The 15166-nt window shown below is 65.8% G+C and carries 11 protein-coding genes; 4 read left to right on the forward strand and 7 right to left on the reverse strand.

Annotation, left to right across the window (positions count from 1 at the left end; all coding sequences use genetic code 11):
* Positions 1-485: 485 nt before the first annotated feature.
* On the forward strand, positions 486-929 hold the full coding sequence (locus tag NMQ03_RS11325) for a hypothetical protein (protein WP_255172294.1): 444 nt from the start codon (positions 486-488) through the stop codon (positions 927-929).
* 422 nt (positions 930-1351) lie between these two features.
* Here the strand turns inward: NMQ03_RS11325 and NMQ03_RS11330 are convergent, their stop codons facing one another.
* The 4 genes from NMQ03_RS11330 to leuS form a co-directional block, all read right to left on the reverse strand.
* Entirely contained in the window at positions 1352-1756 is a 405-nt protein-coding gene (locus tag NMQ03_RS11330) for a hypothetical protein (RefSeq protein WP_255172295.1), read from the reverse strand.
* Positions 1757-2239: 483 nt separating this feature from the next.
* Positions 2240-3268: a hypothetical protein gene (locus NMQ03_RS11335; RefSeq protein WP_255172296.1), complete on the reverse strand. Its 1029-nt coding sequence runs from the start codon at positions 3266-3268 to the stop codon at positions 2240-2242.
* Between the two features lie 175 nt (positions 3269-3443).
* Positions 3444-4439: a DegV family protein gene (locus NMQ03_RS11340; RefSeq protein WP_255172297.1), complete on the reverse strand. Its 996-nt coding sequence runs from the start codon at positions 4437-4439 to the stop codon at positions 3444-3446.
* A gap of 87 nt (positions 4440-4526) precedes the next feature.
* Positions 4527-7049: a leucine--tRNA ligase gene (leuS, locus tag NMQ03_RS11345; protein WP_255172298.1), complete on the reverse strand. Its 2523-nt coding sequence runs from the start codon at positions 7047-7049 to the stop codon at positions 4527-4529.
* A 288-nt stretch (positions 7050-7337) separates the two neighbouring features.
* Between leuS and NMQ03_RS11350 the strand changes: the two genes are divergently transcribed.
* Positions 7338-8855: an FAD-dependent oxidoreductase gene (locus NMQ03_RS11350; RefSeq protein WP_255172299.1), complete on the forward strand. Its 1518-nt coding sequence runs from the start codon at positions 7338-7340 to the stop codon at positions 8853-8855.
* Between the two features lie 117 nt (positions 8856-8972).
* On the opposite strand, the gene glpK is transcribed toward NMQ03_RS11350, so the two are convergent.
* From glpK to NMQ03_RS11365, 3 genes are all read right to left on the reverse strand, one after another.
* The gene (gene glpK, locus NMQ03_RS11355) at positions 8973-10487 is read right to left on the reverse strand and encodes a glycerol kinase GlpK (RefSeq protein WP_255172300.1); all 1515 of its coding nucleotides are present in this window, start codon (positions 10485-10487) and stop codon (positions 8973-8975) included.
* 42 nt (positions 10488-10529) lie between these two features.
* Positions 10530-11279, reverse strand: coding sequence for an MIP/aquaporin family protein (locus NMQ03_RS11360; protein ID WP_159631930.1), 750 nt, complete (start codon positions 11277-11279; stop codon positions 10530-10532).
* 91 nt (positions 11280-11370) lie between these two features.
* Positions 11371-13185 carry a glycerol-3-phosphate dehydrogenase/oxidase gene (locus NMQ03_RS11365; RefSeq protein ID WP_255172301.1) on the reverse strand — a complete coding sequence of 605 codons (1815 nt, stop codon included), beginning with the start codon at positions 13183-13185 and terminating at the stop codon, positions 11371-11373.
* Positions 13186-13310: 125 nt separating this feature from the next.
* Here NMQ03_RS11365 and NMQ03_RS11370 point away from each other — a divergent pair, with 125 nt between their 5' ends.
* Both NMQ03_RS11370 and NMQ03_RS11375 read left to right on the forward strand, forming a co-directional pair.
* The gene (locus NMQ03_RS11370) at positions 13311-14276 is read left to right on the forward strand and encodes a sugar-binding transcriptional regulator (RefSeq protein ID WP_255172302.1); all 966 of its coding nucleotides are present in this window, start codon (positions 13311-13313) and stop codon (positions 14274-14276) included.
* 19 nt (positions 14277-14295) lie between these two features.
* The gene (locus NMQ03_RS11375; RefSeq protein WP_255172303.1) at positions 14296-15165 is read left to right on the forward strand and encodes an aldo/keto reductase; all 870 of its coding nucleotides are present in this window, start codon (positions 14296-14298) and stop codon (positions 15163-15165) included.
* Position 15166: the final 1 nt, after the last annotated feature.

Consider the following 15166-nt stretch of genomic DNA (forward strand, 5'->3'; position numbering starts at 1 on the left):
GCACATCTGGATGAAGTGAAGGACGAAGCGCCCCAAGGGTCGGAACCCACCGGCAGGCGGGTCGGAACTCGGTAACGAACTCTGCCCACCATTTGGAAGTACACGCATGTCGATCTACCTCCTCGGAAATGACCGGGCTCCCTTTGTGTGGGCTTGGCGAGATCGGCAGCGACAGATGCAAGAGGGCCTTGCGGGTGTCCAAAGGGCAGTCGACGCTTTCCAGGCCAAGAGTCTCTTCTACTAACATGTGCTCCCCTTGCCTAGGCCAATAGGGCCGAAAGACCTCGTAAGACCGATGCCTATCCGTCACCGGCGACATTGTCACTTGCATGAGCGGCGGCGGCCTCGGCGGTGAATACCGGGGGCGACACAGAACTCCGGCGCCACCACATCCGAGACGCCACGGCAGTTTGGGAGCCGGCTTGCTTAGGTCGCGGAGTCGTGGGTCATTCGGCCCTACCTCGGCCTTTGAGGCCACGGCAAGGTTGAAATCAGCAATCATTCAACAGGAAAAAGGCCCGGAAGGTTTGACGATGTTTACTCTTCGCACCCTTGGGGGCGTCGCGCTGCTGATGGCCGGAAGCAGCTGGCTGTGGCTTACTCCCACTTTCGCTACTCGCGGCCTGGATACTTCCGGGGTCTTGTGGAGCATCACTATGGTTCTTTCCCTGCTGACCGTCCTCGGCTTCTGCGTCGCGACTTGGGGATTGTTCGCCCGGTGGAACTGGTGGGAATACGCCGCTCTCGCCTCCGCCGGATTGGGGCTTCTTGCTCTCTTACCGTACTGGTTCGCCGCGGTAGGCGCCGGCGAGACAATCGGAACGACCGCATGGAATGCTTTCGTGCACGTTTTGATGGTCGCCCTTGTGGCGGTGCTGCTGCTTGTACCGCCGCTGGAACGCTGGGTTGACCAACAGGTCATGAGCTAAGGGAGGAGCCGGGGAAATGACTTTTCCCCGCCACCCGCTGTCGCGGGTCAACATGGACGCAAACGGCGAGGTGCCTTTCCGCGCAGCACTCACGCTCGGGTTCTGGGCAGCACTTGCCACCGCAACCACCTACAGCATCTTCGAGCTCGGATTTCTCCTGGACCCGGTCCTGGTTTCGCCCTGGGATGTTTGGATCCCGATAGGGGCCTCGGCCCTTATCGCTCCCTCGTTCCTTCTGCTGACGGTGAGCATCCACTATTCCTCTCCAGGAGAGGGACGAGTCTGGACACACAGCGCGATGCTCTTCGCAACCCCCATCCGCCGGAGCAAAGTCCGGAGGTCCACCAGACTGTCTCCCATGGTTCCGGCCCCAGCTCCCCGCAGCGCGGGTGCTGCCAACCCGGCCATCCGAGGTGATCCGGTTACTGGCGTTTCACTGCAGCGACAAACTCCTGGGCTATCTGCGTCATCACGCTGACGGCCTCTTCCTCGCTTATCGCCATCCCGGTGTTGGATCCCATGTCGAGTGACACTGTTCCAGCAAGGACGCGGAGCCCAACGCCAGTGATGTTCCCGTTGAAGAATTGCCTGATCACGTAGGCCTTCTCCCCGATGTCCGGACCCGGAAGAAGTTGAATCGCGAACTTCCGGGTGCCGCCAGCTTCGGAGGGCATCTGGCCTAACATGGCGCAGCGAACCATCAGTTCCTGGCTGTAATCAAAGTCGGCTTTGACGAGGGTGACCCGGGGAGCGCTTCGCACATCAAAAAGGATCATGCCGTTTCCTTGATCGCCGGCGTTGAACACCTCCCCAAGGGCAAAGCCCATGGAGGGGTCCAACTGTGCCTCGTGCTGCCACGACCTGTGGAACACGGTGCATTCTGGTGGTTCGGTGGGACCCAGCAGGGCCGACGGCGACGCAGACGCCGGTGGCTGGGTCATCAACGCGTACGATTTGCGCGCCATGGCCGTGTCCTCGGCTCTTCCGCCGTGTGGCTCAAGGACTTTACTGCTGAGGGCCATGAGTTCCTGGTCCGTGAAGACCCTGGGCGACGCCGTGGAGGGCTCCGCCGCGGGGGCCGTGCTTGTTACATCTGCACGCGTGGTACTGCTGCCGGTCTGTGAAGGCGTGTCAGCTGGCTGGCCGGACCCGCATCCGGTGAGGATTAACAGTGCAGCGAACAACATTCCGGCTCTTCTGAACCGACCGGCGCACCTGGGCTTTTGCACGGAGCTGGCTTCTCTGGCCATCCGGATCCCCTCCTGCGTGTACAGCTGTGGAGTTTGTTGGCGCAGCGCGCACAGGCTGGCCTAGAAGTCGATGCCCTTGACCAGGGTGACGAACTGTTCCTTGACCTGCTCTTCGCTGGGCCCCTCCGGTGAGATCAGGATCTGCGCGGTGAAGATCGCCATGTTCTGCCCACGGGCGACCATGAGGGACAAGATCGTGACCGGAACATCGCTCGGGGGCCTAAGGGACTTCGGTCCGCCCGGTTCCGACCGGATGATGAGAGTTGCCTTGTCGCCAACGCCCTGGATGTTTTGGCCATCCGGCGGCAACGGCCCCGGGAGCGCAGCCGCACCTCCCTGATGCAGTTCGATGGCAAACACGAGCGAGTCCGGACCAGGTGTGCCCAACGCGCCAAAGCGGTACCGGCAGCTGCCCTCCCCCGGGAGAACCTGTGCCTGGGTGGTGGCACCGAAGGCCTGTTTGAGAGCATCAGCGCTGACCAACGCACAAACAGGGCTGTTTGTGGATGTCTGCGGACCGACAGATGGCGCCGGCGGAACACGAAGTTCAGTGCCGTTGCCCCACCCGGCCTCGACAACTGCCTGGGCCAGGGCGCGTGCCGACACGTTGCCGTCCGGTACCGGGGTTCCTGCTGCAATGGGTGGCATGGCCACGATGCGCAGGTCAAGGGACTCGTTGCCCCGGACGGCCTTGAGCACGGTGTTTGCCAATGCGCCTCCGGGCTCGCCGCGGAACCACCCCGTCCACTGCATGCAGGCGAAGTCCCCGATGCCATCCACCACAGAGCAGTCGGGGGCCTTTTTCGCGTCGGTGACGTCGGCGGCCGATGCGGGCGAGATGAGCGAGACGGAGAGCGCAAGGACCTTCTCGTACTTGCTCATGTAGCTGCACAGATAGGCCGGACTTCCCGCCGGCTTCCCGTTTTGCCCCATCTGGACCAGCCCGGGATCGACCTTGGCAGCGATGGCAGGAGTGATCAGGTCGCAGGCCGGGTTCCCTGATCCGGCTGGCTTGGCCTGGGTAGGCGACGAGGGGCTGCCACCCTGTGCGCATCCGGCCAGTCCGAATACCAGTGCGGCCAAGACCACTGGCAATGTCCAGGGAGCGCGGACTCCGGGAGCACGCATGATTTCCTCCGGCCTCTAACTGCCGTCCCGAACGGGAAAGTCGCTGATGGGGCGACGCTACGGACTCCCGCGAATGGCCGCCAGAGGCCAAGGACCCTGCAGTCAGTGCGGCATTAGGCCGCCCACAGTCACCCGCTCAGTTGGGGACCACACCGCCGTGAACCGTGGCCGACCTGCCAACGATCACCGCAAGGACCCCAAGGCCGGCGTGCGCTGCCAGGACCGCGGGAAGGGAGCTGATCTGTGCCGGAGGGCACTGTGGAAGGGCCGCCTCCAGCCGCACCGCCAGGCTCTCCGCTTCCTCAGGATTGCCGAAGTGGTGGACGGCCAGGACCACGGAGTCGCCGGGATGCGCCTCCGCTTCCGCCACCACAATTTCCTCAAGCCGGGCCACAGCCCTGGCACCTGATCGCACTTTTTCCAGCGGAACTATCCTGCCGCCGTCGACCGCCAGGATTGGTTTGATGGCAAGCATGGTCCCCAGGAGCGACGCGGCCGCCCCGATCCGCCCGCCGCGGCGCAACTGCTCAAGGGTGGGCACGTAGAAGAAGACCTTGGTACGTGCTGCCTGGGCCGCTGCCGCAGCGGCCACCGCGGACCGGTCACCGCCGGCTGACGCTGCTTCCAATGCTGCCTGTACAGCCATGCCCTGCGCCATGCCAACGGTTTCCGTGTCCACCACGTCGACGGGAATACCCACCCTGGCCGCAGCCAGGCGCGCAGCGTCCGCGGTGCCGGAAAGTCCGCCCGAGATGTGGACCGAAACGATCCCTTCGTATCCCCGGAGTTCAGCGGCCCGGTAGGCCTGCTCGAACTGCCCCGGCGACGGCCTGGACGTCTTGACCGCCGTCCCCGCGGCCAGGGCCACCGCGATGGTCTCCAGGATGTCGTCTTCGCCCTCACCGTAGATTTCAGCGCCGACCATGACGGGCATCGGAGTCACCGTCAGGATCCCGTCCCGCGGCAGTCCGGCAACGTAGTCCGCCGGCAGGGCAGCAGCCGAGTCCGTGACGACGGCGGTGCGGGCGACAGGGCTGCCACCCGGACGCTGTGTTCCCGGCCGGGCCGCAGGACGGAGGCCCGACAGCCGGGCACGGACCCAAGGCCAGGCGGCGGCGTTACTGTCGGGCAAGGGGCCTCCTGGAGACGCTGTCCGGCTCAACCGGCGCCGGCCGCCGGAAAGTTTCCGGCGGCCGGTGCATCACTGCGGGTGCAGCAACTATGCCGGAACGATGTTGACCAGCTTAGGCGCACGGACGATCACCGTGCGGATGCCCCGGCCGTCCATGGCGCGTTGGACGTTCTCCGACGCCAGTGCCAGTTCGCGCAGCTGGTCTTCGGAGACGTCCGGGGACACCTCCAGCCGGTCGCGGACCTTGCCCTGGACCTGGACGACGGCGGTGACCGTGTCCTGGACCAGCAGGGCGGGGTCGTGGGACGGCCAGCCGGCGTTGGCAACCGATGCAGGGTGGCCCAGCAGGTTCCACATGTCCTCGGCGGTGTACGGCGCGAACAGGCTGAGGATCACGGCAACCGCCTCTGCGGCTTCGCGGACTGCGGGATCCGCTGCGCCCGCACCGGAGTCGATCGCCTTGCGGGTGGCGTTGACCAGCTCCATGAGTTTGGCCACCACCACGTTGAACTTGTTGGCGTCCAGCAGTTCTGCGGCATCGGCGATGGTGCGGTGCGTTACCGAACGCAGCCCGCGGTCTCCGGTTGCGGCGTCCACACCGGCATCACTGGTGACGTCCTGCGCCAGGCGCCAGGCCCTGGCCAGGAACTTGGCGGAACCGGACGGCGACACGTCGGCCCAGTCCACGTCGTCCTCGGGCGGGGACGCGAACACCATGGTCAGGCGGACAGCGTCCACGCCGTACTTGTCCAGCTGCTCGCCGAGGTCAACGCCGTTGCCCAGGGATTTGCTCATGGCCTTGCCGCCGTTGAGCACCTGGCCCTGGTTCAGCAGCGCGCTGAATGGTTCGTCGGCATCGATCATGCCGAGGTCGTGGATGACCTTTGTGAAGAAGCGGGCGTAGAGCAGGTGGAGGATGGCGTGCTCCACGCCGCCCACGTACTGGCCCACCGGCATCCAGTCATTGATCTTCTGCGGATCGAAGGGCCCCTCGGTGTAATGCGGCGACACGAAGCGCAGGAAGTACCAGGATGAGTCCACGAACGTGTCCATGGTGTCGGTGTCCCGTTTCGCGGGCCCGTGGCAGGTGGGGCATTCCACGTTGACCCAGGACTCCGCCGCAGCCAGCGGCGAGGTGCCCTTCGGTGCCAGGTCCTCACCGCGGAGGTCCGCGGGCAGGGTAACCGGCAGCTGCTCATCGGGAACGGGGACTTCACCGCAGGACGGGCAGTGGATGATGGGGATGGGGGTGCCCCAGAAGCGCTGGCGGCTCAGCAGCCAGTCCCGGAGCCGGAAGTTCACGAACTTCTCGCCGGTACCCTGCTGTTCCAGCATGGCAATGGCGGCAGGGATGGCCTCAGCCTTGGGCAGGCCGTCCAGCTCGCCGGAGTTGATCAGGGTGCCCTCGCCCGCTGTCGCGGTGCCGGACACAGCCGGATCCTCCTCGCCGGTGTCCAGGACCGCGCGGACCGGCAGGTCGAAGGTCCTGGCGAAGTCGAGGTCGCGCTGGTCGTGGGCCGGGACGGCCATGATGGCGCCTGTGCCGTAGTCCGCCAGCACGTAGTCGGCGGCCCATACGGGCAGCTTCTCCCCGTTCAGCGGGTTGATGGCATAGCGGCCGGTGAAAACGCCGGTCTTCTCGCGTTCCGTGGACTGGCGTTCGATCTCGGAGAGTGCCTTGACCCGTTCGCGGTATTCGTCCAGGGCGGCAGCGTGCTCGTCCGTGACAAGTTCGACGGCGAGTGGCGCGTCGGCGGCGACCACAAAGAAGGTTGCGCCGTAGAGAGTGTCCGGCCGGGTGGTGAACACCGTGACGTCCTTGGCGTCCTTGCCGCCGTCGGCCTCGATCACGAAGTTGACGTGCGCACCCTCGGACCGGCCGATCCAGTTCTTCTGCATGGCCAGGACACGTTCGGGCCAGTGGCCGCGGAGTTCGTCCATGTCGTCCAGCAGCCGGTCCGCGTAGTCGGTGATCTTGAAGTACCACTGGTTCAGGGACTTCTTGGTGACGGTGGTGCCGCAGCGCTCGCAGGCGCCATTGACGACCTGCTCGTTGGCCAGGACGGTCTGGTCCTTGGGGCACCAGTTGACCGGGGAGTTCTTCCGGTAAGCAAGGCCGCGCTCATAGAAGCGCTTGAACAGCCACTGCGTCCAGCGGTAGTACTCGGGATCAGAGGTGTGCAGGCGGCGCGACCAGTCGGCGGAGATGGCGTACCGCTTGAAGGAGGCCGCCTGGGTGTCGATGTTGGCGTACGTCCACTCGCTGGGGTGGGCGTTGCGCTTGATGGCGGCGTTCTCCGCGGGCAGGCCAAAGGAGTCCCAGCCGATGGGATGCAGGACGTCGTAGCCCTTCTGCCGCAGGTAGCGGGCCACCACGTCGCCCATGGCGAACGCCTCGGCGTGGCCCATGTGCAGGTCGCCGGACGGGTACGGGAACATGTCAAGCACGTAGCGGCGCTCCCGCGACCCGTCGTCCACCGGGGTGAAGACCTTGAGGTCATCCCACACCTGGGGCCATTTGGCCTCCATGGCGGCGAAACTGTAGGTGCCCTCTTCAGGCTCCGCCGATACTGTTGTTGTTCCGGTCTCTGTCTCCGGCTGAACGCCCACTGCTGCCCTCTTCTGTTCTGTTACGGCATCTGTGCTGCCATAACGGCCTGATCCTCCTGCTGCCGGCCCGGCGCCATGCCCCGGACACACAAAAGCCCCTCTCCATGGAGGGGCTGCCGCTCAGCTGTCCGATTATCGGAGCCGGCGGCTAACTAAGCAGAAGGATCGCACGCATGGATCTACTTTAGCGCACCGGCACGTCCCCCGCCTCAGCCAGGCCGAACGGCCCGTTGCACTGGCCGGGGCAAGCGCGCATGATCGTCCCACAACGTTGGGAGGCGGCACACCATGTCAGAAGCAACCACCGCCGGCCCTGCTGAAGGACAGCCCCTCTCCCTCTGGCTGGCAACCGCCGGCACCACTGACTTTCCGGGCCTGCGCGGCACCGTGGAAGTGGACGTGGCAGTCATCGGTGGAGGCATCGCCGGGCTGACCGCAGCGCTGGCCCTGAAACGTTCGGGCCGCTCGGTGGCAGTCCTGGAAGCCGGCCGGATCGGCACCGGCGTCACTGGCCACACCACGGGCAAGGTGACGTCCCTGCACCGCCTCGCCTACACGGATCTGCAGAGCAGTCATGGCGTAGCAGCGGCCAGGAGCTACGGATTGGCGAACCAGGCGGCCGTGGAATACATCGGTGCGGTGGTGGACGCTGAGAACATTTCCTGCGGTTTCCGCCGGGTCGCCAACTACACCTTTGCTGCAGGCCATGATGCGCTGCCGCAGGTGCGGGCAGAAGCCGGGCTTGCGGCGGACCTCGGCCTTCCGTCAACGTTCACCGCCGACGTTCCCCTGCCGTTTCCCGTGGCCGGTGCCGTACGGTTTGACGGCCAGGCCCAGATCCATGCCGTCCAGTACCTCCAGGGGCTCGCCGGAAGGGTGGACGGGGACGGCAGCTTCGTCTTCGAACGCACCCGCGCGCTGGAGCTGCGCGAGGGCAGTCCCGTCACGGTGGCCGCCGCCGACGGAACCGTGCTCGCCCGGGATGCGATTGTGGCCACGAACGTTCCCTTCGCCGACCACGGCCGGTTCGAAGCACTCTGCCAGCCGCACCGCTCCTACATCGTCGCCGCGCCGATCGGCACCCCTCCCCTGGACGCCACCTTCATCAGCGCGGATGAGCCCATGCGTTCGCTGCTGACGGTCCGCCTCAACGCGGTGACGTACCTGCTGACGGGCGGCGAGGGCCATCCCGCGGGCGCGCACGTAGACCCGGCACCGCGCCATGCCAGCCTGGCCCGTTATGCGCGCCTCCAGTTCGGGGCCGGCGGCGCGGCTTACCGTTGGTCCACCCAGGACGCGCTGCCTCTCGACGGTCTGCCCTATGCGGGGCCGTTGAACCCGGACAGCCGGCACGCCTTCGTCATCACGGGCCTGCGCAAATGGGGCCTGACGAACGGTACGGCCGCGGCGCTGATGCTGGCGGATCTGCTCAACGGCACGCCCAATGAGTGGGCGGCCCTGTTTGACAGCAACCGTGCGACGTCGCGGACCACCAGGGTGGCAGCGCCACCAGCAGCGCACGGGGACACCGTTCCCGGGAAAGGGACCACACAGCGGACAGCGGACCTTCTTCCCGGCGACGGCACTGTCATTGAAACGGACGGGACCAGCACGGCGTGCTACCGGGATCCTGCGGGACAGATCCACGCGGTGTCCGCGATCTGCACCCATCTTGGCTGCACTGTCGGGTTCAACCGGGAAGACCGCACGTGGGACTGCCCCTGCCATGGCTCCCGGTTCGATGTTGACGGCAAAGTCATCCAGGGGCCGGCAACCGAGGATCTCCCTGTGCGCCCGGCGCCGTGACGTGCCCGCGTGCTGCCGCCCGCACCCTGCCTGGCCCAAATCCAGGGAACGTCCGCCGGACATGGCAGGGGCCGCCCTGCAAGGAAAGGCAGGGCGGCCCCAAAGGTGTGAAGGACGCTACCTGACGTCCTCGTCCACCCACTCCATGGACTTGGTGACCGCCTTCTTCCACAGCCGCATCTGGCGTTCCTGCTCAGCCTTCTCCATCTGCGGCTCCCAGCGCTTGTCCTCGGACCAGTTGGCCGAGCACTCGCCCAGGTCCTTCCAGAAGCCAACCGCCAGGCCTGCCGCGTAGGCAGCCCCCAGCGCCGTGGTCTCAATGACCTTGGGACGGATGACCGGGACGCCAAGGATGTCCGCCTGGAACTGCATCAGGGCGTCATTGGCAACCATGCCGCCGTCGACCTTCAGCTCGCTCAGCGGCACGCCGGAGTCCGCGTTGACCGCGTCCAGCACCTCGCGGGTCTGGAACGCGGTGGCCTCCAGCGCTGCCCGGGCGATGTGGTTCTTGTTGACGAACCGGGTCAGGCCCACAATCGCACCGCGGGCATCGGAGCGCCAGTACGGGGCGAACAGGCCGGAGAACGCCGGGACGATGTACACGCCGCCGTTGTCCTTGACCGACGCGGCAAGGGTTTCCACCTCGGGGGCGCTGCTGATCATGCCCAGGTTGTCACGCAGCCACTGGACCAGTGAACCGGTGACGGCGATGGACCCTTCCAGGGCATAGTGCGGTTTGGCGTCGCCCAGCTTGTAGCCCACCGTGGTGAGGAGCCCGTTCTTCGAGTGGACGATTTCCTCGCCCGTGTTGAAGATCAGGAAGCAGCCGGTGCCGTAGGTGTTCTTCGCTTCGCCGGCGTCAAAAGCAGCCTGGCCGAAGGTTGCGGCCTGCTGGTCGCCCAGGATGCCCGAAACCGGCGTTTCGCGGAGCAGCTGGGAGCTATGGACGGTGCCGTACACCTCGGAGGAGGACTTGATCTCCGGCATCATGCTGCGCGGCACGCCAAAGATGCCGAGGATCTCGTCGTCCCACTGCAGGGTTTCAAGATCCATGAACAGGGTGCGGGACGCGTTGGTGACGTCGGTGACGTGCACGCCGCCGTCGACGCCGCCGGTCAGGTTCCACAGGACCCAGGCGTCGGTGTTGCCGAAGACCAGGTCCCCGGCCTCTGCCTTTTCCCTGGCGCCGTCAACGTTGTCCAGGATCCACTTGATCTTGGTGCCGGAGAAGTAGGTTGCCAGCGGCAGGCCCACCTTCTGTTTGAAGCGGTCGGCTCCGCCGTCCTTGGCCAGCTGGTCCACGATGTCCTGGGTGCGCGTGTCCTGCCACACGATGGCGTTGTAGACCGGCTTGCCCGTGGTCTTGTCCCACACCACGGCGGTTTCGCGCTGGTTGGTGATGCCGACGGCGGCAATATCGTGCCGCGTCAGGTTCGCCTTTGAGAGGGCCGAGCCGATGACCTCGCGGGTGTTGTTCCAGATCTCCGCAGCATCGTGCTCCACCCAGCCGGCCTGGGGGAAGATCTGTTCGTGTTCCATCTGGCCGGAAGAGACGATGGCGCCGCTGTGGTCGAAGATGATGGCGCGGGTGCTGGTGGTGCCCTGGTCAATGGCGATTACGTACTGGTTCATAATGACGTCCTTGTCTTGTTGTTCGAACTGGGTGCCGGGGGTTTAGGAAGCGGCGGTGACGATGATCGGGGCGATCCGGGCAACAACTCCGGCCAGGGCGCCGCCGACAAGCGGACCCACCACCGGAATCCAGGAGTAGCTCCAGTCACTGGAGCCCTTGCCCTTGATGGGGAGCACTGCGTGGGCGATGCGGGGTCCGAGGTCGCGGGCGGGGTTGATGGCGTAGCCGGTGGGCCCGCCAAGGGAGACACCGATGCCGACCACGAGCAGCGCGACGGCGAGTGGGCCGAGCCCCGAGGGGGTACCACCGAGGGTGAGGATGACGAAGACCAGGACAAAAGTGCCGATGATCTCGGTGATCAGGTTCCATGGCGTGGACCGGATGGCAGGGCCGGTGGAAAAGGTCCCGAGCTTGCCGGCAGGCTCCGGCTCGTCATCGAAGTGCTGTTTGTAGGCCAGCCAGCACACCACGGCGCCGAGGAACGCGCCCAGCAGCTCGCCTCCGAAGTAGGTCAGGGTGGAGGCGAAGTCGACGGCGACTCCCGGAGCGTATTCGGGCTTGCCGTTGAGCAGCAGGCCGAGGGTGACGGCCGGGTTGAGGTGCGCGCCCGACTTGGCGGCGACGAAGACACCCGCGAAGACGGCGATTCCCCACCCCCATGTGACCATCAGGAAACCGCCGTTGTTGCCTTTTGTCCCCCGCAAAGCCACGTTGGCAACGACGCCGCAACCCAACAGGGTCAGCATGCCCGTGCCAAAGACTTCGGAGAGGAAGACTATTCCTAGAGACATCTTTGACTCCTTCTTTGTTTAGTTGTCGGTCCTCCGCGGGTGAAGGACCGTGGGGCCGGGACGCTGGCGCGCCCCGGCCGACTGCCTGGCCTTAAGAGACCAGGCTGTGCGTTTCCACGCGGTGGAAACGCTGCAGCACGTCCTGGGCGTGCTTGATCTCAGCGGCGCGGGCCGCCGCGTCCCACTTGAGCGGGACGGACAGCACCTCCGCCACTTCGTTGAGGAGTTCTCCGGTCACGAGCCCCCGGAAGGCCAGTGAGGTACGCCGGATGAGGACATCCACCAGGTGCCCCACCTGCTCGTTTGCCGCCATGAATTCCAACTCGCGGACGCTGAGCTCCCGGGTGGACCGCAGCGCCTGGTCAGGTTCGGCGTCGAGGTATTCGATCACGGCTTCGGCCCGGGTCCCGTAGCGGGTCAGCAGGCCGGCCGTCCGGTCTGCGTCGCGGCCGTCGGCCATGTGGGCCTTGATCCACTTCTGCACGCCTGCCTCGTCGGAAGCGCCGCCGCCGATGGGGAGCTGCGCCGTCGAAAGCTTCCGCTGCACGCCGAGCTCGGTGAGGACCTCATTGGTCAGGTGCTCTGAGAGGGCGCGGAACGTGGTCCACTTGCCGCCCACCAGGCTCAGCACGAGTGCCCCGGTTCCGTTTGTTCCGGAGGCGCGGCGTTCGATGCGGTAGTCGCGGGAGACGAAGCCCGGCTGGGTGGCGTCATGGCTCGGCAGGGGGCGCACACCCGAGAACGTGTAGACGATGTCGTCAGGCGTGACGTCAATGGACGGGAACACGTGGCCGATGAGGTCGAAGAAGTACTGGATTTCCTCGTCGGTGCAGATGGCGTCTTCCGACATGTCCGCGTCGACGTCCGTGGTGCCCACCAGCACCCGGTCACCCATGGGGTAGATGAGGACAATCCGGCCGTCGGTGTGCTCAAAGAAGATCTCCCGGCCGCGGCAGGCCGCGAGGAGGCCCGGGTGGTCCAGCACGATGTGGGAGCCCTTGGTGCCGCCCATGAAGGCCGACGCGGCGCCCATGGCCTCATTGGTCAGGTCCACCCACGCCCCGGTGGTGTTCACGATGATGTCAGCCGTGAAATCGAACTCTTCCCCGGTGAGTTCATCGCGGAGCCGGACGGTGCTCCCCCGGCCGGTCCCCGGGTTGGGGGTGGAAGACATGGACTGCAGCGAGAGGTAGTTGCTGGCGCGGGCCGTGTCACCCTGCGCGCTGGTGCCCGTCACGTTGCTTGCGCGGCCGGCCTTTTCGCCGTCCTGGAGGACGTCGAGGGTCAGCCGTTCAGGGTTGTGCACCGAGGCGTCGAAGTAGGTTGCGGTGTATTTGACGTCCGGCCGAAGGGCGGGAAGTTCCTGGAGGGCTGCCTTGTGGGTGCGGAACTGATGCCGGGGCACCGTGCCGCCGTCCCGGGAAAACGAATCGTAAAGGCTGAGGCCCGCCTTGATGAGGAACGCACCGCGCTCCTTGGGCTTGCCCTGCTGCTTGTGGGTGAGGAAGCGCAGCGGCGCGGAGAGGATACCGGAGAAGGTGCTGAAGATCGGGATGGTCGTCTGCAGCGGCTTGACGTAGTGCGGGGCGATCTTCAGCAGCCGGTTGCGCTCCACCACGGATTCCCGGACCAGGCGGAACTCGCCGTTCTCGAGGTACCGGATGCCACCGTGGATCATGTGCGAAGACGCGCCGCTTGCGCCCTGGCAGTAGTCGCCGCGCTCCACCAGTGCAACGTCGACGCCCTGCAGTGCCAGATCGCGGAACGTGCCCACTCCGTTGATGCCGCCGCCCACCACCAGCACTTTTGCGTGCGGGCGGCGCCGCAGGCTGTGGACCGATGCGCGTTCGGCCCCTGGCCGGGGCGCAGTAACAGACGGTTGAACAGTTGAATCCTTGGGTCCCAAAACGACTCCCTTGGGGCTTTGTGTGATGCGGCCACCGCTGGTTGGCGCCGCCGTTCTGCTCTATTGTTTGGAGAATTGGAAAATGGAGTCAAGGACTATGCACAAACGTGCAGAACGGAAGTGAGATGGCACTTTCCCGGGACCAGGATGCCCTCCGAGCTGCACAAATGTACTATCTGCAGGACCTCACCATGGACGCCATTGCCCGCGAGCTGCGCACCTCCAGGTCCACCGTCTCGCGCCTCCTGTCCTCGGCGCGTGAGTCCGGCCTGGTGCAGATCCAGATCCGCAACCCGCTGGACACCGGGCCTGAACTTGAGGGCATGATCAGGCGCCGGTACAACCTGGATGTCCATGTGGTTCCCATCCTTGGGACGCTGAATGAAGCCGAGACCCTGGACCGGGTGGCCATGCAGGCAGCGCGGACCATCGGGCCCCTGGTGGACTCCAACGCGATCATCGGTGTGGCCTGGGGATCTACGCTCAGCGCGGTGAGTAAGCACCTCACCCGGAAGATCACCCACGACAGCGTGATCGTCCAGCTCAACGGTGCCGGGAACATGCATACCACGGGCATTACCTACGCGAGCGACATCATGCGCCGGTTCGGGAGCGCGTACGGGGCGCGGGTGGAGCAATTCCCCGTCCCGGCGTTCTTCGACCACGCCGACACCAAGACGGCCATGTGGAATGAGCGCAGCGTGCAGCGCGTCCTGGAACTGCAGGCCAAGATGAGCATCGCCATATTCGGCGTCGGATCCGTGCACGCCGACTATCCCAGCCACGTCTACGCGGGCGGGTACCTCGACGAGGACGACCTCAATGCCCTGGCCAACTCAGACGTGGTGGGCGACGTTGCCACAGTGTTCTTCCGGGCCGACGGGTCCTCTGACGGGATCGTCCTGAACGAGCGGTCCACCGGCACTGCCCTCGCCCAGCTCCGGGAGGTGCGCCGAAGGATCTGCGTGGTGTCGGGAGTCTCGAAGATCAACGGCCTGCGCGGGGCACTGGCAGCACGGCTCGCCACGGACCTGATCCTCGACGAAGCCACCGCACGCGGGCTGGTGGATTACGAGGGCCTCACCAGCTGAAGTGGGTAGAGTCGTTGCCATGAGAACCTCACCACGGCTCAGCCTGAACAACGGTGTGCTGATAGACCAGCTCGGCTTTGGGCTGTACAAGGTGCCGGCAGCAGACGCGGAAGGGCTGGTGGCAACCGCGCTCGCCGCCGGCTACCGGCACTTCGACACCGCCGCCATGTATGGCAACGAAACCGGCGTGGCGCGCGGCATCAGTTCCCAGCTGGATGCAGGGACCGGCAGCGGCGGCTCAGGCGAACTCTTTCCGTCCCTGACGCGTGAAGACGTGTTCATCACCACAAAGGTGTGGAATGACCACCACGGCTACGATGCGACGCTGCGCGCCTTCGACGATTCCATGGTCAACCTTGGCCTGGACTATGTGGACATGTACCTCATCCACTGGCCGTGCCCCCGCCGGGGCCTGTTCCCCGAGACCTACCGTGCCCTGGAGACGCTCTACCGCGAGGGCAGGGTCCGTGCCATCGGCGTCAGCAACTTCCAGCCGGCACACCTTGACCGCCTGCTGCAAAGCGCCGAAGTGGTCCCCGCCGTCAACCAGATCGAACTGCACCCATGGCTGCAGCAGGATGAGCTGCGCAACAAGCATGCGGAACTGGGCATTCGGACCGAAGCGTGGAGCCCGCTGGGCCGCGGCCAGGTGCTGGCCGATCCCGTCATCCAGGCCTGTGCCGCCGAGCACGGCCGGACCCCCGCGCAGGTGATCCTCCGCTGGCACATGCAGCTGGGACATATCGCCATCCCCAAGGCCAGCTCCGAAGCCCGGATCCGGGAGAACCTCGATGTCTTCGGTTTCGAGCTCTCCGGGCGCGACCTGGTGGCCATTAAGGCACTGGACCGCGGGCAACGCACCGGGTCGCATCCGGACAACGTCAACTAGG

The sequence above is a fragment of the Arthrobacter sp. DNA4 genome, assembly GCF_024362385.1.
In the GTDB taxonomy this organism is placed as follows: domain Bacteria; phylum Actinomycetota; class Actinomycetes; order Actinomycetales; family Micrococcaceae; genus Arthrobacter.

What these genes read in the sequence shown, in the direction of transcription:
- NMQ03_RS11330 (WP_255172295.1), bottom strand. Translation starts at nt 1,756, where the DNA reads ATGGGCTTTGCCCTTGGGGAGGTGTTCAACGCCGGCGATCAAGGAAAC.
- NMQ03_RS11350 (WP_255172299.1), top strand. Translation starts at nt 7,338, where the DNA reads ATGTCAGAAGCAACCACCGCCGGCCCTGCTGAAGGACAGCCCCTCTCC.
- glpK (WP_255172300.1), bottom strand. Translation starts at nt 10,487, where the DNA reads ATGAACCAGTACGTAATCGCCATTGACCAGGGCACCACCAGCACCCGC.
- NMQ03_RS11360 (WP_159631930.1), bottom strand. Translation starts at nt 11,279, where the DNA reads ATGTCTCTAGGAATAGTCTTCCTCTCCGAAGTCTTTGGCACGGGCATG.
- NMQ03_RS11370 (WP_255172302.1), top strand. Translation starts at nt 13,311, where the DNA reads ATGGCACTTTCCCGGGACCAGGATGCCCTCCGAGCTGCACAAATGTAC.
- NMQ03_RS11375 (WP_255172303.1), top strand. Translation starts at nt 14,296, where the DNA reads ATGAGAACCTCACCACGGCTCAGCCTGAACAACGGTGTGCTGATAGAC.